The 16331-nt window shown below is 71.5% G+C and carries 17 protein-coding genes; 12 read left to right on the top strand and 5 right to left on the bottom strand.

What is annotated here, in order from left to right:
* Window positions 1-51 precede the first annotated feature (51 nt).
* Window positions 52-585, bottom strand: coding sequence for a GNAT family N-acetyltransferase (locus BCR15_RS07110; protein WP_068751515.1), 534 nt, complete (start codon window positions 583-585; stop codon window positions 52-54).
* 76 nt (window positions 586-661) lie between these two features.
* On the opposite strand from BCR15_RS07110, the gene BCR15_RS07105 reads away from it, so the two are divergent.
* Together BCR15_RS07105 and BCR15_RS07100 are read left to right on the top strand one after the other, a co-directional pair.
* Window positions 662-1372: a copper homeostasis protein CutC gene (locus BCR15_RS07105; protein ID WP_068751514.1), complete on the top strand. Its 711-nt coding sequence runs from the start codon at window positions 662-664 to the stop codon at window positions 1370-1372.
* Window positions 1350-1871 carry an NUDIX hydrolase gene (locus tag BCR15_RS07100; RefSeq protein ID WP_068751513.1) on the top strand — a complete coding sequence of 174 codons (522 nt, stop codon included), beginning with the start codon at window positions 1350-1352 and terminating at the stop codon, window positions 1869-1871. The genes BCR15_RS07105 and BCR15_RS07100 overlap by 23 nt, the downstream gene beginning before the upstream one ends.
* Before the next feature lie 6 nt (window positions 1872-1877).
* On the opposite strand, the gene BCR15_RS07095 is transcribed toward BCR15_RS07100, so the two are convergent.
* Complete coding sequence (locus BCR15_RS07095; RefSeq protein WP_068751512.1) at window positions 1878-2645, bottom strand: hypothetical protein; 768 nt, start codon at window positions 2643-2645, stop codon at window positions 1878-1880.
* A gap of 151 nt (window positions 2646-2796) precedes the next feature.
* On the opposite strand from BCR15_RS07095, the gene nagB reads away from it, so the two are divergent.
* The 5 genes from nagB (at window position 2797) to BCR15_RS07070 (ending at window position 9950) form a co-directional block, all read left to right on the top strand.
* Entirely contained in the window at window positions 2797-3561 is a 765-nt protein-coding gene (gene nagB, locus BCR15_RS07090) for a glucosamine-6-phosphate deaminase (protein ID WP_068751511.1), read from the top strand.
* 76 nt (window positions 3562-3637) lie between these two features.
* Window positions 3638-4021: a cold-shock protein gene (locus BCR15_RS07085; protein ID WP_068751510.1), complete on the top strand. Its 384-nt coding sequence runs from the start codon at window positions 3638-3640 to the stop codon at window positions 4019-4021.
* On the top strand, window positions 4022-4792 hold the full coding sequence (locus tag BCR15_RS07080) for a DUF3027 domain-containing protein (RefSeq protein ID WP_068751509.1): 771 nt from the start codon (window positions 4022-4024) through the stop codon (window positions 4790-4792). It begins immediately after the preceding gene.
* Between the two features lie 67 nt (window positions 4793-4859).
* Entirely contained in the window at window positions 4860-6407 is a 1548-nt protein-coding gene (locus BCR15_RS07075) for an NCS2 family permease (RefSeq protein ID WP_439653990.1), read from the top strand.
* Window positions 6408-6548: 141 nt separating this feature from the next.
* Entirely contained in the window at window positions 6549-9950 is a 3402-nt protein-coding gene (locus BCR15_RS07070; RefSeq protein WP_068751508.1) for a pyruvate carboxylase, read from the top strand.
* 15 nt (window positions 9951-9965) lie between these two features.
* Here BCR15_RS07070 and BCR15_RS07065 read toward each other — a convergent pair whose 3' ends face one another.
* On the bottom strand, window positions 9966-10586 hold the full coding sequence (locus tag BCR15_RS07065; RefSeq protein WP_068751507.1) for a hypothetical protein: 621 nt from the start codon (window positions 10584-10586) through the stop codon (window positions 9966-9968).
* A gap of 34 nt (window positions 10587-10620) precedes the next feature.
* On the opposite strand from BCR15_RS07065, the gene BCR15_RS07060 reads away from it, so the two are divergent.
* Window positions 10621-11598 carry a hypothetical protein gene (locus tag BCR15_RS07060; RefSeq protein WP_068751506.1) on the top strand — a complete coding sequence of 326 codons (978 nt, stop codon included), beginning with the start codon at window positions 10621-10623 and terminating at the stop codon, window positions 11596-11598.
* A 3-nt stretch (window positions 11599-11601) separates the two neighbouring features.
* On the opposite strand, the gene serC is transcribed toward BCR15_RS07060, so the two are convergent.
* On the bottom strand, window positions 11602-12699 hold the full coding sequence (gene serC, locus BCR15_RS07055; protein WP_068751505.1) for a phosphoserine transaminase: 1098 nt from the start codon (window positions 12697-12699) through the stop codon (window positions 11602-11604).
* Window positions 12700-12788: 89 nt separating this feature from the next.
* On the opposite strand from serC, the gene BCR15_RS07050 reads away from it, so the two are divergent.
* The 4 genes from BCR15_RS07050 to trxA all read left to right on the top strand — a co-directional run bounded on the left by BCR15_RS07050 (window position 12789) and on the right by trxA (window position 15884).
* Entirely contained in the window at window positions 12789-13934 is a 1146-nt protein-coding gene (locus BCR15_RS07050) for an N-acetylglucosamine-6-phosphate deacetylase (RefSeq protein WP_068751504.1), read from the top strand.
* A 50-nt stretch (window positions 13935-13984) separates the two neighbouring features.
* Window positions 13985-14671 (top strand): iron-dependent transcriptional repressor DtxR, encoded by a 687-nt coding sequence (locus BCR15_RS07045; RefSeq protein ID WP_068751503.1) that lies wholly within the window; start codon window positions 13985-13987, stop codon window positions 14669-14671.
* Complete coding sequence (locus BCR15_RS07040) at window positions 14668-15417, top strand: class I SAM-dependent methyltransferase (protein ID WP_068751502.1); 750 nt, start codon at window positions 14668-14670, stop codon at window positions 15415-15417. The genes BCR15_RS07045 and BCR15_RS07040 overlap by 4 nt, the downstream gene beginning before the upstream one ends.
* A 110-nt stretch (window positions 15418-15527) precedes the next feature.
* The gene (trxA, locus tag BCR15_RS07035) at window positions 15528-15884 is read left to right on the top strand and encodes a thioredoxin (protein WP_068751501.1); all 357 of its coding nucleotides are present in this window, start codon (window positions 15528-15530) and stop codon (window positions 15882-15884) included.
* Window positions 15885-16106: 222 nt separating this feature from the next.
* Here the strand turns inward: trxA and BCR15_RS15075 are convergent.
* On the bottom strand, window positions 16107-16331 hold a 225-nt coding region (locus BCR15_RS15075; protein WP_218058945.1), incomplete at its 5' end, for a hypothetical protein.

Genomic DNA, 16331 nt, shown 5'->3' with positions numbered 1-16331 from the left:
GGCGGTCCCCGATGGGGGGCCGCCCTTCGGCGTGCCAGGGCCGCCTGGGGGTCAGGCCACGGGGGCGCGGCGCACCATGCGGTGCATCGCGACGCCGCCCCAGCTCTCGCTCGTCCGCAGCGACTCGGGCAGATCCACGAACCCGCGGCGCCGGTAGAAGGCCCGGGCCCGTTCGTTGCCGTCGATGAGCCAGAGATACAGGTCCCGGCCGTCGTCGACGAGCTCCAGCAGCTGAGCGCCCAGCCCGCGGCCGTGCCACTCCGGCGCCACGTACAGCCGCTCCAGCTCGCGCCCGGCCGGGGCGGGGACCAGCCCTGCACCGATCTCCCAGTCCTGCGGTCCGTCCACCACGGAGGCGGCCCCGACGATCGCCCCGTCGAGCTTCGCCACGACGCGCCACGCGGAGCCGGGCGCTGCGAACGACGCCGCCAACCCGGGCACCCACTCCTGCCGATACACGGACTGCCGGGCGACGAAATCGTCGGGCACGATGCCGGCGTAAGTCTCGGCCTGCTGCGCCACGATGAAGTCGAACCACGCCTCGGCGTCGGCGGGTTCGGGGGCGGAGATGACGGGGGCGACCACTCTCGCATGCTACCGACGGCGCAGCGCTGCTGCGCGCCTCCACGCGCTCCGTGCGCTCACTTGGCAGGATGGGGACATGAGTCTGCTGGAGGTCATCGCCCTGCACGCGGCCGACGCCGAGCGCGCCGAGGCCGGCGGCGCGGACCGTGTCGAGCTCGTCGGCACCATGGACGACGACGGGCTCTCGCCGGAGCCCCGAACGGTGGAGAAGGTGCGGCGTGCCACGTCGATCCAGATCCGCCCCATGGTGCGGCTGCGGGCCGGGTTCGGCACGGACGGCGGCGAGGCGACGCGCCTGAAGGGCCTCATCGCGAGCTACCTCGACGTCGGCGCCGACGGCGTGGTTCTGGGGTTCCTCAACGGAGCCAACGCGGTCGACGCCGCGACCGTCACCGAGCTGGTCGGCGAGGGCGACTACCCGTGGACGTTCCACCGCGCGATCGACCACTGTCTCGATCAGGATCGCGCTTGGGCCGCCGTGCGGACCCTCCCGCGGCTCGACCAGGTGCTGACGGCCGGCTCGGCGCGCGGCGTCGAGCAGGGCCTCGATGATCTCGTGCGCCGGGCCAAGGCGGACCAGGCCGTGGCGCAGCTGATCATGGCGGGCGGCGGGCTCGCGCCGGAGCATGTGCCCTGGCTCGTCAGGGCGGGCGTCCGGGCCTTCCACATCGGCGGCTCGGCTCGCCCAGGCCGCTCCTTCAAGGCCTACGTGGATCCGGATCTCGTGGCGAGCTGGCGGGATCTGATCGACGACGAGGTGGCGCATGCCCGCCGCGTCCAGCACTGACCGGCCGATCCGGCGCCGAGCCGCCGCCCGGACCATCGTGCTGGCCGGCGACGAGGTGCTGCTCCAGGGCGACACGGACCCGGGGATCCCCGGGTCGAGGTTCTGGCAGCTGCCGGGCGGCGGCGTCGACGAGGCCGAGCCGCTGCGCGCCGCCGCCGCGCGGGAGCTCGTGGAGGAGACCGGACTTTCGGTCGACCCGGACGCGCTGGAGGGGCCTGTCGCCACGAGACTGCTGCTGCGTGGCTACTCCGACCGCATCCTGCTCCAGCACGAGACCATCTTCCTGGTGCGCACGCCGCGGTTCGAGCCCGAGACCTCCGGCCTCACCGTCGCGGAGCGCTCGCGGCACGTCGCGACGGGGTGGTTCCGGCTCCGTGACCTGCCGCCCCTGACGTGGCCCGCCGAGTTGGCTGCGTTGGCGGCGTGGGAGGGCGGTGACCCGCTCGATCTCGGAGTGGTGGAGGAATCGACCGTGCCGGTGGGCGACGCGCTGCGCTGACCCCGGTCAGCGCCGGCGGAGGCCGCCGACGACGAAGGCGAAGGTGAAGCCCAGCGCGGCCAGCGTCGCAAGGACGGAGGGCTCGCCGAGGCTGCCGGTGACGAATCGCACCGCGACCGTCGCCAGCCCCATCCCGAGCGCCCACGACCCGGCGCGGCCCGTGAGGGCGGTCGTCCGCAGGCCGAGGGCGCCGGCGCCGACGAGCACGAACGGGGCGATGGACGGCACGAGGAAGCCGAGGAAGCTGAGTGCGCCCGCCACCAGGGCGAGTTGCCGCTGGGCCCCCGAGGCGGGCGCCGCCGCCCGCTGGGGGCCGGCCGCCCGCTGCGGCATGGACGGCGGCGGGAAGCCGGGCGCCGCGGCCGGTGGGGGCGGCGCGGGCACCGCGGGCGGGGGCACCCGGTGCAGCGGCAGGCCGGTGGGCGGGGGCAGTTGCGCGCCGGCATCGCTGTTCCAGTCCGGGCCGGGGATACGCGGAGCCGACGTGACGATCGGCTCCCTGGGATCGCGGTCGACGCGCGGAGCGCCCGCCGGCGCGAGGGCCGCGGCGACCGTCGTGATGGGGTCGCGGGGGTCCCGTGTCGACTCCGCGCGGACCGACACCGAGGACAGCGGGGCGGACTCGGGGGCGTCGAAGTCCTCGGGAGCGGCCAGGGGGCCAGGGGTGGGCGCCCGCCACGGCTCCGCCGCGGAGAGCGGCGCAGCGGTCGGCGTGGCGAACCCGTCGGGTCGTTCCATGGGCGCGTACTCCGCGCCGTCCCGCCAGCTCGCCATGGGGCCATGCTAGTCGGGCCCGCGATCCGCGCGACGACAGTGCGCATCCGCTCACTCTGTGCGCGCGGAAGTGCGCGCGAATGGACGGTGACTGATCACTGCGGCCTAGGCTCGACCTCAGGCATGGGCCGGTGACGAGATGGAGTGACGCATGGACGTGGTGATCTGCAGGGACGCGGAGCGCGTGGGGGAGGTCGCGGCCGACCGGGTGGCCCAGTATCTCGCCGGCATCCCGACGCCGGTGCTGGGCCTGGCCACCGGCTCGTCGCCGCTGCGGCTCTACGCCGAACTGGCGCGACGCGTCGCCGCCGGCACCCTCGACGTCTCCCACGGGCTCGGGTTCGCGCTCGACGAGTACGCAGGCCTCGATCCCGCCCACCCGGAGAGCTACCGCAGCGTGATCACGCGCACCGTCGTCGAACCCCTGCGCATGGACCCCGCCCGGGTGCGGGTCCCAGACGGCACCGCGCCCGACCTGCAGGCCGCCGCCGACGCCTACGACGAGGCCATCGCCGCGGTCGGTGGCGTGGACGTGCAGATCCTCGGCATCGGCAGCAACGGACACCTGGGCTTCAACGAGCCCTTCTCCTCCTTCTCCTCCCGCACGCGCGTCAAGACCCTGACGCCCCAGACGCGGGCCGACAACGCCCGCTTCTTCACCTCGCCCGACGCCGTCCCGACGTACTGCGTCACGCAGGGCCTCGGCACCATCATGGAGTCACGCGCCGCGATCCTGGTCGCGACGGGGGAGCGCAAGGCCGCCGCCGTCGCGGCGATGATCGAGGGGCCCGTGGCCGCCGTGTGTCCCGCCTCCATCCTCCAGTTCCACCCCCGCGCCGTGATCGTCATCGACGAGGCGGCCGCCTCGGGGCTCGCGCACGCCGACTACTTCCGCGGCATCACGCCGTCGACCTGAGCGCATTATTGGGGCCGACGCTCGCGAGCCGATAGACTGCACGTTCTGACTGGCTACTAGTGCAAGTGAGGGCGACGTGCCTACCGGTAAAGTGCGATTCTTCGACGCTGAGAAGGGCTTTGGTTTCATCACCAAGGACGACGGCGGCGATGTCTACGTGCGCTCCAACGCGCTCCCCGCAGGCGTGCCCGCCCTCAAGGCGGGTCAGCGGGTCGAGTTCGGCGTCATCGAGGGCCGTAAGGGCGAGCAGGCGCTGAGCCTGCGCATCGTGGAGACCCCGCCGTCGCTGTCCAAGGCCGCCCGGAAGAATCCCGAGCAGATGGCCGTCATCGTCGAGGACCTCATCAAGATGCTCGACGGCATCGGCAACGACTACCGCCACCGTCGGCACCCCGACAGCAAGCACGCAGGCCGGATCGCCGAGCTGCTGCGCCGTGTGGCCGACGAACTGGAGCTGTAGATGGCCAAACTCAAGCTGGACGCTGTGACGGCCGCCGCCGTCGACCTCGCGCGAGCCGCGGCCGTCGAGGCCGGCGGTGACGACGCCGTCGGCGAGCATCTGGGTGTCATCGCGGAGGACGGCGAGCGGGTGGTGACCCACTCGTTCGCCAGCCTCGTTCCCGGCTACAGCGACTGGTACTGGGCGGTCACGCTCGTGCGCGCCGCTCGCGCCAAGGCGCCCACGGTCAACGAGGCGGTGCTCCTCCCGCGCCCGGACGCGCTGCTCGCCCCCGCCTGGGTCCCCTGGGAGGACCGGATCGGCCCCGGCGACATCGCGCCCGGCATGCTCATGGCCACCCCGGACAACGACCCGCGCCTCGAGCCGGGATTCGCGGCCACCGACCTCCCGGTGGACGCCGACAACGCGGACTGGGTCCAGCTGCGCACCACCGTGGCCGAGCTGGGTCTCGGCCGGCCGCGCGTGCTCAGCCGCTACGGGCGCGACGAGGCGGCCGAGCGGTGGCTCGCCGGCCCGCCCGGGCCGAACGACGAGGGCTCCAAGGAGGCGCCGGCCCCCTGCATGACGTGCGGGTACTTCGTGGCGCTGCGGGGGTCGTTGGGGACGCTGTTCGGCGCCTGCACCAACCAGTACTCGCCGTGGGACGCCCACGTCGTCTCGCTCGAGCACGGCTGTGGCGGACACTCGGATGTCGTCGCGGCCGAGCGGGCGAAGGAGCTCCCGGAGCCGGCGTTCGACACCATCGGCATCGACCAGACGCTCTTCGACTGACGGGGCGGACGCGGGCCAGGTGGACCCGCGTCGACCCGCCACTCCGGGGGCCGTACGATAGCCGTCCGTGGTTACCAATACTCCCAAGGCAGCAAAGCTGCATCCCGAGTCGGAGCGTCAGCGGTCCGGGCTCGATGGCTACTTCGAGATCACCAAGCGCCACTCCACTCTCAGCCGGGAGATCCGCGGCGGCCTGGTGACGTTCTTCGCGATGGCGTACATCATCGCGCTCAACCCCCTCATCATCGGCACCGCCGTCGACCGCGACGGCAACCTGATCTCCGGGCAGCCGAAGTTCAGCGACGCCGCCATGACGGTCGTCAACGATGCCGCGGTCGGCCAGTCGATCGGCATGGTCGCGGCGGCCACGGCGCTCGTGGCGGGCCTGTTGACGCTCGCGATGGGCGTCATCGGGCGGTTCCCCATGGGTCTAGCCGCCGGCCTCGGCCTCAACGCCCTGGTGGCCTACGTCCTCGCCCCGCAGATGACCTGGCCGCAGGCCATGGGCCTCGTGGTGTGGGAGGGCATCATCATCTTCGTCCTGGTGCTCACCGGGTTCCGGACAGCGGTGTTCCGCGCCATCCCCAAGACGCTGCGCACCGCGATCTCCGTCGGCATCGGTCTGTTCATCGCGTTCGTCGGCCTCATCAACGCAGGCATCGTCCGTAAGCCCGCGGGCGCCCCGCCGGTCGAGCTCGGCATCAACGGCTCCCTCATGGGCTGGCCCATCGCGATCTTCTTCCTCGGCATCGTCGTCCTCATCGCGCTGTACGTGCTGCGGGTCAAGGGCGCCATGCTCATCTCCATCCTCGTCGCCACGGTCGCTGCCGTCATCGTCGAGGCGATCGCCAAGGTCGGCCCGCAGTTCACCGCCGACGGCGTCAACCCCACGGGCTGGTCGCTCAACGTGCCCCAGCTGACGGACTTCGCCGCGCTGCCCGACCTGGGCCTCATCGGCCGGGTCGACATGATCGGCGCGTTCTTCCCCGACGGCCAGTTCTCGTTCACCAACTTCCTGGCCCTGGCCGTGCTGGTGTTCTCGCTGCTGCTCGCGGACTTCTTCGACACCATGGGCACCGTCGTCGCCGTCGGCAGCGAGGGCGGGCTGCTCGACGCCCACGGCATGCCGCCGCGCACCACCGAGATCCTGCTCGTCGACTCGGTCGCGGCCGCCGCCGGTGGCCTCGGGTCGGTGTCGTCGAACACCTGCTACATCGAGTCGACGGCCGGCGTCGGCGAGGGCGCGCGCACGGGCCTGGCCTCCGTCGTCACGGGCGCGGCCTTCCTGCTGGCGATCTTCCTGTCGCCGCTGATCAACATGGTGCCGTCCGAGGCGGCGGCCCCGGTCCTGGTGTTCGTGGGCTTCCTGATGATCGCCCAGGTCGTGGACGTGGACTGGACCGATCCCGAGGTCGGCATCCCCGCCTTCCTCACCATCATCCTGATGCCGTTCTCGTACTCGATCACCACGGGCATCGGCGCCGGTTTCCTGGCCTACGTCTTCATCAAGATGGTCAAGGGGCACGCGAAGCAGGTGCACCCGCTCATGTACGTGGTGGCGGCGCTGTTCGTCATCTACTTCATCCAGGGCGCGCTGCTCGGCCTCATCAGCTGACCTGACGCGACGGACGGGCCGGGGGACTGAGCGCCCCCGGCCCGTCGTCGTCCCCGCACACGCCTCTGCGGGCGTCAAGGGGTGCGGATGGCCGGTGGAAGCGTGGCGCCGCCGCGAGGCACGGCCGGTAGTCTGGCGCCCATGTTCCAGAAGGTATTGGTCGCAAACCGAGGCGAGATCGCCGTCCGCGCGTTCCGCGCCGCGTACGAGCTCGGCTACCGGACAGTCGCGGTGTTCGCCTACGAGGACCGCAACGCGGACCACCGGATCAAGGCGCAGGAGTCCTACCTCATCGGCGAGGAGGGGCACCCGGTCCGCGCCTACCTGGACATCGACGAGATCATCCGGGCCGCCAAGGAGTCGGGCTCCGACGCGATCTACCCGGGCTACGGGTTCCTCTCCGAGAACCCGCACCTCGCGGCCGCGTGCGCCGAGAACGGCATCACCTTCATCGGACCCTCCGCCGACGTCCTGTCGCTGGCGGGCAACAAGGTCCGCGCGCTCGAGGTCGCGCGCAAGGCGGGCGTTCCGACGCTCGACTCGTGCCCGCCGTCGACCGACCCGGACGTGCTCATCGCGGCGGCCCACGAGATCGGCTTCCCCGTGTTCGTCAAGGCCGTCGCCGGCGGCGGCGGCCGCGGCATGCGGCGCGTCGACGATCCCGCCAAGCTCTCCGAGGAGCTGGGCGCGGCCATGCGGGAGGCCGAGGCCGCGTTCGGCGACCCCACGGTGTTCATCGAGCAGGCGGTGGCCGCCCCGCGGCACATCGAGGTGCAGATCCTCGCCGACACCCACGGCAACATCGTCCACCTGTTCGAACGTGACTGCTCCATCCAGCGGCGGCACCAGAAGGTCGTCGAGATCGCCCCGGCGCCGCACATCTCGCAGGAGCTCCGCGACGCGCTCACCAGCGACGCGATCAAGTTCGCCAAGGCCATCGACTACACCTGCGCCGGCACGGTCGAGTTCCTGGTCGAGACCGAGGGCGAGCGGGCCGGCAGGCACGTGTTCATCGAGATGAATCCCCGCATCCAGGTGGAGCACACGGTCACCGAGGAGATCACCGACGTCGACCTGGTGCAGGCGCAGATGCGCATCGCCAGCGGCCTCAGCCTCGAGGAGATCGGAGTACGGCAGGAGGAGCTCGAGATCCGGGGGGCGGCGCTGCAGTGCCGCATCACCACCGAGGACCCGATGAACTCCTTCCGTCCGGACACGGGGCTGATCACTGCCTACCGGTCGGCGTCCGGCGCGGGGATCCGCCTCGACGGCGGCACCACCGGCACGGGCGTCGAGATCAGCCCCCACTTCGACTCCCTCCTGGTCAAGCTCACCGCCCGGGGCCGCGACTTCGGGATGGCCGTCGCGCGCGCCCGGCGCGCGCTGGCCGAGTTCCGCGTGCGCGGCGTGGCCACCAACATTCCCTTCCTGCGCGCGGTGCTCGACGACCCGGACTTCGCCGCCGGTGGGGTGACGACGTCGTTCATCGACGAGCGGCCCTACCTGCTCCACGCGAGGACGCCCGCAGATCGCGCTACCAAGCTCCTGAGGCATCTGGCCGAGGTGACCGTCAACCGGCCGCACGGCGAGGCCCCCACGACGCTGGACCCGCAGGTCAAGCTCCCCGGCGCAGACCTCAGCGCCCCCGCCCCCGACGGGTCCCGGCAGCGCCTCCTGGCGCTGGGCGCCGAGGGCTTCGCGCGCGAGCTGCGCGCGGCCACCGCCGTCGGCATCACCGACACCACGTACCGCGACGCCCACCAGTCGCTGCTGGCCACCCGGGTCCGGACCCGCGACCTGGCCGCGGTGGCGCCGGTGCAGGCCCGCCTGCTGCCCCGGATGCTCTCGGTGGAGTGCTGGGGTGGAGCCACCTACGACGTTGCGCTGCGGTTCCTCGGCGAGGACCCGTGGGAGCGTCTGGCGACCCTGCGGGAGGCCATGCCCAACCAGAACCTGCAGATGCTGCTGCGCGGCCGCAACACGGTCGGCTACACGCCGTACCCCACCGAGGTCACGCGCGCATTCGTCGAGGAGGCCGCAGCCACCGGCATCGACATCTTCCGCATCTTCGACGCCCTCAACGACGTCGAGCAGATGCGGCCCGCGATCGACGCTGTGCGGGAAACGCCATCGGTGGCGGAGGTGGCGCTCTGCTACACCTCCAACCTCCTCGACCCGGCCGAGAAGATCTACACCCTGGACTACTACCTGCGGTTGGCGGAGCGCATCGTGGAGGCGGGCGCCCACATCATCGCCATCAAGGACATGGCTGGCCTGCTGCGGCCCGAGGCGGCGCGGCGGCTGGTCTCGTCGCTGCGCGAGCGGTTCGACCTGCCGGTCCACCTGCACACGCACGACACCACCGGCGGCCAGCTCGCCACCTTGATGGCCGCGATCGACGCGGGCGTCGACGCGGTCGACGTCGCCAACTCCGCCATGAGCTCGACGACGTCGCAGCCGCCGATGTCGGCCCTCGTCGCGGCGTTGGACCAGACCGAGCGGCAGTCCGAGCTGGACCCGCAGGCGGTGCTCGACCTGGAGCCCTACTGGGAGGCGGTGCGCAAGATGTACCGGCCGTTCGAGTCGGGTCTCCCCGCACCCACGGGCCGGGTCTACAGCCACGAGATCCCGGGCGGCCAGCTGTCCAACCTGCGCCAGCAGGCCATCGCGCTGGGCCTCGGCGAGAAGTTCGAGGCGATCGAGGACATGTACGAGGCCGCGGACAAGATCCTCGGCCGTCCGACCAAGGTCACCCCGTCGTCGAAGGTCGTCGGGGACCTGGCGCTGCACCTCGTGGCCGTGGGCGCGGACCCGGCGGAGTTCGAGGCGGATCCGCAGAAGTTCGACATCCCGGACTCCGTCATCGGGTTCCTCAACGGCGAGCTCGGTGAGCCCGCCGGCGGCTGGCCCGAGCCGTTCCGCTCCCGCGCCATCGAGGGCCGCCGTACCCCCGCCCGCGTCACCCAGGTGGCCGAGGAGGACCTGTCCCTGCTCGCGGAGCCGGGACGGACCCGTCAGGAGACGCTCAACCGGTTGCTCTTCCCCGGGCCCACGAAGGACTTCGAGCAGCAGCGCGAGGACTTCGGCGACATCTCCGTGCTGCCCACGGTGCCCTACCTGTACGGCATGGAGCGCGGCCGCGAGTACGCGATCACCCTGGAGAAGGGCGTCACGCTGTTGGCCGGTATCGAGGCCATCTCGGAGCCGGACAAGCGTGGCAAGCGCTCCGTGATGTGCCTGCTCAACGGCCAGATCCGGCCGGTGAGGGTCCGCGACCTCAGCATCAAGTCCGAGGTGGCGGCCGCCGAGCGGGCCGACACCGGCAACAAGGGGCACGTCGCCGCGCCGTTCAGCGGCGCGGTGACCCCGACGGTCGGCGTGGGCACGACGGTCGCCGTCGGTGAGCAGGTGGCCACGATCGAGGCCATGAAGATGGAGGCGGCCATCAACGCCCCGGTGGCCGGGGTCGTGAGCCGCGTCGTGCTGCCCGGAACCACCCAGCTGGAGGGCGGCGACCTGGTGCTGGTGATCGACCCCGCCTGACGCCGGCGGGGGCCGTCAGGCCCGCGCGCCGATGGTCACAACGTCGAGCCGCGGGTCGGCGGCCGCGGCGTCGAGCACGCTGAGGATCGGGTCGAGGACCTGACGGTCGCCGGGTTCCAACTCCGGATTGTCGCGGACCGCACGCAGCGCGTCGCGGGTCTCGACGGCGTGGACGTGTTTCGCATACCCGGCCACCTGGTCCGGCATCGGGTGGAGGGGGATGCCGAGGTCGCGGTCGGCGAGGCGGCGCAGGGAGTAGTCGCTGTTGAGGCCGGCGCGGGCCAGATTCCACTCCAGGCGGTCGAACGCGGCCCTGTCCCAGGGGACGCGGGCCGACCGGACCGCCAGGTCCTCCACCCAGCCGAGCAGGAGGCGCCACGACGCCGCGACGCGGTCCGGGGGGATGTGTGCCCCGGCCAGGAGCGCCGACACGTCCTCGGCCGACGGCGTGTCCCGCTCGACCTCAAGCTCGGGATCGCGGCGCAGCAACGGCCGCAACCACCTCCGGTGCGACGCCTGAGGCCGCTGGAAACGTGCCGCGGCCGAGGCGCGGAGCCGGTCGGCGAGCTCCGGGGCCGCGCCGAAGATGTCCCGCACGTCGTCGATCGGGATCGCACACGAGACGAGCTCTTGCATGCCCCAACGGTAACCCGGGCGTACGATCGGCACAGTGAATCCGCGAACACGTCGTCTCATCGTCACGGGCGTCCTCCTGGCGCTCGTGCTGCTCGTCGTCCTGGGCGCCATCCAGACCGCGTCCGCCGACGAGATCGAGGCGCCGGAGGGCGCCACGCCGGCCGTCGGGATGGCCTACGCGTCGGGCACCGGCGAGCTGTGGCTGGCCGGGCCTCGGGCGGACCGCGGCATCGTCACCTCGGCCGACGACGGCCGCGAGGTGTCCTTCAACGCCCAGCCGGAGTCCGTGCAGGCCCTGGCCTGGCGGGGCGACCGGCTCTGGGTCGGTGACATCGGCGACGAGGGCGCGGATCGGGACTTCGTCGTCGTCTATCGGCTGGGTTCCCTGGACGAGGCGGGCACGACGTACCACGCCTACGACTTCGTCTACGAGGACGGACCGCGGCATGCGACGGCCATGATGATCTCGGGCCGGGGGCGGATCTACATCGCGACGGCGGGGGAGGAGCCCGGCATCTACCGGGCCCCGCTCGAGCCGTCGCGGCAGGACATGAACACCTTGGTGCGCGTCGCGGACGCGCCCGAGGGGGTGACCGACGGGGCGTTCCTCTCCGACGGCAGCACCCTGGCGCTCCGCACCGCGGCGGGCATCGAGTACGTCGACGCCTTCACGTGGGAGCCGCTGGTCACGCAGACCATCGTGGGCGCGCCGGACGGCGAGTCTCTCGCGGTCGGCCCCAATGACGAGATCATCGTCGGCGGTAACCCGGCGCTCCGGCAGACACAGGTCCCGTCGTCGGACACCACGGTGACGCTGACGCCCGAGCCGGCGCCCTCCGAGTCCGGCAACGCGTCCGCCGAACCGGACGCGAGCCCCTCAGCGTCCGTGGACGCCGTGGAGGAGCCGGTGCGCGAGCCCGGGCCCGCCCGGACCGGCACGGCCGTGGCGCTCATCCTCGCCGCCGCGGTGTCGCTGGCTGCCGGGGCGGTGACCTACCTGGTCAAGCGCTGAGCGTCACATCCGCTCGATGACGTAGTCGAGGCAGGCGGTCAGGGCCTGGACGTCGTCGGGATCCACCGACGCGAAGCAGCCCACGCGCAGCTGGTTGCGCTGCAGCGCGCGGTAGGGGTCGACGTCGACGATGCCGTTGGCCCGCAGCGTCGCGATGACCTGCTTGGCGTCGACGGACTCGTCGAGGTCGATGGTGGCGACCACAGGGGACCGGTGCGCCGGGTCCTGCACGAACGGAGCGGCGACGTCGCGGTCCTCGGCCCAGTCGTACAGGATCCCCGTGGACGTGGCGCAGCGCTCAGCGACGGCCTGCATACCGCCAAGCTCGTGCAGCCACGCGAGCTGGTCCTCCAGCAGGAGGAGCGTCGCCAGCGCGGGGGTGTTGAGGGTCTGGTGCTGGCGGGAGTTGGTGACCGCCGCCGAGAAGTCGAGGATGCCTGGGATCCACCGCCCCGAGGCCTTGATGCGCTCGGCCCGTTCGATCGCGGCGGGCGAGGCGAACGCGAGCCACAAGCCGCCGTCGGAGGAGAAGTTCTTCTGCGGGGCGAAGTAGTAGACGTCGGTCTCCGCGATGTCCGCGTCCATGCCGCCCGCCGATGAGGTCGCATCGATGAGGACGAGCCCGTCCCCGACGCGGCGCACGGGGGCGGCTGCGCCCGTGGAGGTCTCGTTCTGCGCCCACGCGTACGTGTCCACGCCGTCGACGGGCTCGGGGACCGCGATACCGCCGGGCGCAGACTCGCTGACCACAGGGTCGCCCAGGTGCGGCGCGCGGGCGGAGGCCGTGGCGAACTTCCGGGAGAACTCGCCGAAGACGCCGTGGGCCGAGCGGTGCTCGATGAGCGACGAGACCGCCATGTCCCAGAACAGGGTGGACCCGCCGTTGCCGAGGACGACCTCGTAGCCGTCGGGCAGTCGGTACAGCTCCGCCAGCGACTCCTGGACGGAGCGCACCAGGTTGCGGACCGGCGCCTGCCGGTGCGAGGTGCCGAGGATGTCGCCGCGCATGGCCAGGTAGTCGAGTGCCTCGGGCCGCACCTTGGCGGGACCGGAGCCGAAGCGGCCGTCGGCGGGGAGCAGGTCATCGGGGATCTGGATCACGGGCCAAGTTTCCCATGAGGGGCGACGGGTCGCGCAGCCACGTTCAGCGAGCCTGGGTCCCGCGCCCGCCGCGGTGCTTGAATGCGGACATGGACCTGCAGCTGACCGTCGCTCACGCCGTCACACCCGCCGGGGTCGTCGACAACGCCACCATCGAGGTCCGCGACGGCCGCATCCTGTCGGTCGCAGCGGGGCCGCCGGTGCCGGGGCCGACTCTCTGGGCGGTCCCCGGGTTCGTGGACACACACTGCCACGGCGCCGTCGGCGTGAGCTTCGGCGACCCGGACCCCGAGCGCAACCGCCGAGCCGTCGGGTTCCATCGGTCCCAGGGCACCACGACGCTGTTCGCGAGCACGGTGACCGAGCCGCTCGATCGCCTGGAGGCTCAGCTCGGAGTGCTGAGCGCCCTCGTGGAGTCGGGCGACCTGGACGGAATCCACCTCGAGGGACCGTTCCTGGCACCTGAGCGCAAGGGCGCCCACGACCAGACGCTCCTGCGGGATCCGGATCCCGACTCGGTCGAGCGGCTCCTGCGGGCAGGCGGACCGGCGCTGAAGATGATCACGCTCGCTGTCGAGCTGCCTCACGCCGAGGCCGCGACCCGCCGCTTCACCGAGGCGGGAGTGGCGGTCGCCTTCGGCCACTCGGACGCCGACGATCGCGGGACTGCCGCGTCCATCGGGTGGGGCGCCCGCGTCGCCACCCACCTGTTCTCGGCGATGCGCCCCATCCACCACCGCGACCCTGGTCCCGTCCCGGTGCTCCTCACCGACGAGCGGGTCATGGTCGAGCTCATCTGCGACGGCGTGCATCACCACCCCGTCGTCGCCGAGATGGCCATCGCCGCCGCGACGCCTGCCAGGGTCGCCCTGGTCACCGACGCCATGAGCGCCACCGGGCACGGGGACGGCCGCTACATCCTGGGCGACCTCGAGGTCGAGGTGAGCGCCGGCACCGCCCGGCTGGTCACCGCCGACGGCGAGCCCGGAGCGATCGCCGGTTCCACGCTGACCATGGCCGGCGCGTTCGAGTTCGTCGTCCGGCAGGTCGGGGCCTCGATCCCGGACGCGGCGCTGATGGCCGCGACGACGCCGGCCGCCTGGCACGGCCTGGACGAGGTGGGCCAACTGGTGCCCGGACGCTTCGCCGACATCTGCCTCGTCGACGACGCGGGCCGCCTGCACGGCGTGCTGCGCCGCGGACAGTGGGTGCGCAGGCCGGCTCTCCACAGCTGACGGGTCGCCGCGTCGCACCCCGACACTAGGATGTGATGCGAGGGGGTGTCATGAGCGACCTGATCGACACGACGGAGATGTATCTCCGGACGGTGTACGAACTCCTCGAGGAGGGCGTGCAGCCGTTGCGGGCACGGATCGCCGAGCGTCTGCATCAGTCCGGGCCAACCGTGTCGCAGACCGTGGCGCGCATGGAGCGCGACGGCCTGCTGATCGTCGACGTCGACCGCACGATCCGGCTCACGAGGACGGGCGCCCGGCTGGCGCGCGACGTGATGCGCAAGCACCGCCTGGCCGAGTGCCTCCTCACCGAGGTCATCGGCCTCGAGTGGGAGAAGGTGCACGACGAGGCCTGCCGCTGGGAGCACGTCATCTCCCTCGACGTCGAGAAGCGCCTCATCGCCATCCTCGGGTCCCCGACGCGCTCGCCCTACGGCAACCCGATCCCTGGGCTCCAGGATCTGGGCGTGGACGTGGAGCACGTCCCCTTCCGGGACCACGCCGACCCGCTGAGCGACCTCGTCTCCGACATTCCGCAGTGGTTCGTGCTCGAGCGGATGAGCGAGAACCTGCAGGCCGACAGCGCGATGCTTCCGAGTCTGGCGACGATGGGGCTCAGGCCCGGGGCGGCGTTCGAGGCGCAGCGGATCGTCGACGTCGTGCGGGTGTCCCACGACGGCGTCACCGGAGACATCGGCCTCCTGGCCGCCGAGCTCCTGTTCGTGAGCAGGGCATGAGCCCCCGGGGGGACCGCTGGCGGGGGCAGCGGGTGCCCGGGGCCATCGAGGACGTCCTCAGCCGCGCGTACGGCGGCGACCACACCCCCTACGAGTGGTTGGCGCGCTCCGTCTCCGGCTCGGCCGGTCTGGTGCTGGACCTGGCGTGCGGCGCGGGAGCCATGGTGGACCGGCTGGCACGTGAGGGGAGGACCGTCATCGGACTCGACCGGTCCGAGGCGGAACTCCACGAAGCCGCCCGGCGGGGGCGAGGACCCCTGGTGGCCGGGCACGCCTCGTACCTGCCCTTCGCCGACGACAGCTTCGACGCCGTGGTGTCGTCCCTCGGCATCGCCGTGGTGGCCGATCGGTCCCGGCTGCTGTCCGAGGTGGCGCGGGTGCTGCGCCCCGGCGGCGTCTTCGCGGCCCTCACGCCCTCACTCCGGCCGGCCAACACCTCCGACCTGCGACTCGTCGGGCGGCTGGCGCACATCCTCCGAGTCGCTCCGCAGCTGCCGGGACTCACCGAGTTCAAGGCGCGCGACGCCTTCCAGGCCGTGGGGCTCATCAAGGCCGAGGACAAGCGCGCCAAGTACTACGTGGAGATCAGGACCAGGGAGGACGCCGAACGCCTGATCGGCGGTCTTCGTGGCGCCACGACACCCAAACGCGCGGCGGCAGCGGTGGAGTTCCTCGCGGCCCGGGCGGACGCGAGAGGCGTCGTCCGGATCCCGTTGCCCATGCGGAAGCTCACCGCCATCAAGTGACCCGCCTGGGCGGGGGATACCCTCGGGGGTGTCGCGCCACGGGAATATCGTGGCCGCTGGAGACGTTGCTCTCCACGTCGTACTGAACCGAGGAAGAGAGGGGATCGCCCATGGCGACCACCGCCCTAACCACCGAGAACTTCAACAGCACTGTGAGCGAGAACGAGGTCGTCCTCGTCGACTTCTGGGCCGACTGGTGTGGCCCGTGCAAGCGCTTCGCGCCGATCTACGAGGACGCCTCCGGCCGGCATGACGACGTCGTGTTCGGCAAGGTCGACACCGAGGACGCGCGGGACCTGGCCGCGGCCTGGGACATCCAGTCCATCCCCACGATCATGGGCTTCCGCCGGGGGCACCTCGTGTTCCGCCAGGCGGGGCTCCTCAACGGTAAGCAGGTCGACTCGCTCATCGACCAGATCAAGGCACTGGACATCGACGCCCTGGTGGAGGAGGCAAAGCGCGCCTGACCAGGGCGTATGCCGCCGGCCACCGCCGATTTGCACGGCCCCGGGTGTTCCAGTAATGTTCACCAAGCGCCCGGGGCCAAGCAACGGAAACCGAGAAACCGCCGATTTGACGGGGACGAGGAGCCGGAGTAAGGTTGGGCGAGTTGCCCGGAGCGGAAACCCTGAGGGGTGGAAGCTCCAGGAGCAACCGAAACTTGAGAACTCAACAGCGTACTTTAAAAGTCAATGCCAATTTTTTGCAGGCATGGTTGTTTGTGGCTGTGTCTGTGTTTTTTCCCGTGGCTGGCCCTCTTTTGGGGGTTGGTTTGGGATTCCTTTGATGATTGATTGATCCAGTTTTTGGGTCTTTGTCAGTGGTTGAAGTTTTTGTTGATTGAAACATTTTTGGCTGGCTGCTGCCTTTGGTGGTGGTTGGTTTTTGTTTTTTCGACGGAGAGTTTGATCCTG

The organism is Tessaracoccus lapidicaptus (assembly GCF_001693815.1).
GTDB classification, from domain to species: domain Bacteria; phylum Actinomycetota; class Actinomycetes; order Propionibacteriales; family Propionibacteriaceae; genus Arachnia; species Arachnia lapidicapta.
Note: the sequence above shows the minus strand (reverse complement) of the source record. Positions and strands in the feature narration are given on the sequence as shown.

What these genes read in the sequence shown, in the direction of transcription:
- BCR15_RS07105 (WP_068751514.1), top strand. Translation starts at nt 662, where the DNA reads ATGAGTCTGCTGGAGGTCATCGCCCTGCACGCGGCCGACGCCGAGCGC.
- BCR15_RS07100 (WP_068751513.1), top strand. Translation starts at nt 1,350, where the DNA reads ATGCCCGCCGCGTCCAGCACTGACCGGCCGATCCGGCGCCGAGCCGCC.
- BCR15_RS07095 (WP_068751512.1), bottom strand. Translation starts at nt 2,645, where the DNA reads ATGGCGAGCTGGCGGGACGGCGCGGAGTACGCGCCCATGGAACGACCC.
- nagB (WP_068751511.1), top strand. Translation starts at nt 2,797, where the DNA reads ATGGACGTGGTGATCTGCAGGGACGCGGAGCGCGTGGGGGAGGTCGCG.
- BCR15_RS07080 (WP_068751509.1), top strand. Translation starts at nt 4,022, where the DNA reads ATGGCCAAACTCAAGCTGGACGCTGTGACGGCCGCCGCCGTCGACCTC.
- BCR15_RS07070 (WP_068751508.1), top strand. Translation starts at nt 6,549, where the DNA reads ATGTTCCAGAAGGTATTGGTCGCAAACCGAGGCGAGATCGCCGTCCGC.
- BCR15_RS07065 (WP_068751507.1), bottom strand. Translation starts at nt 10,586, where the DNA reads ATGCAAGAGCTCGTCTCGTGTGCGATCCCGATCGACGACGTGCGGGAC.
- BCR15_RS07050 (WP_068751504.1), top strand. Translation starts at nt 12,789, where the DNA reads ATGGACCTGCAGCTGACCGTCGCTCACGCCGTCACACCCGCCGGGGTC.
- BCR15_RS07045 (WP_068751503.1), top strand. Translation starts at nt 13,985, where the DNA reads ATGAGCGACCTGATCGACACGACGGAGATGTATCTCCGGACGGTGTAC.
- BCR15_RS07040 (WP_068751502.1), top strand. Translation starts at nt 14,668, where the DNA reads ATGAGCCCCCGGGGGGACCGCTGGCGGGGGCAGCGGGTGCCCGGGGCC.
- trxA (WP_068751501.1), top strand. Translation starts at nt 15,528, where the DNA reads ATGGCGACCACCGCCCTAACCACCGAGAACTTCAACAGCACTGTGAGC.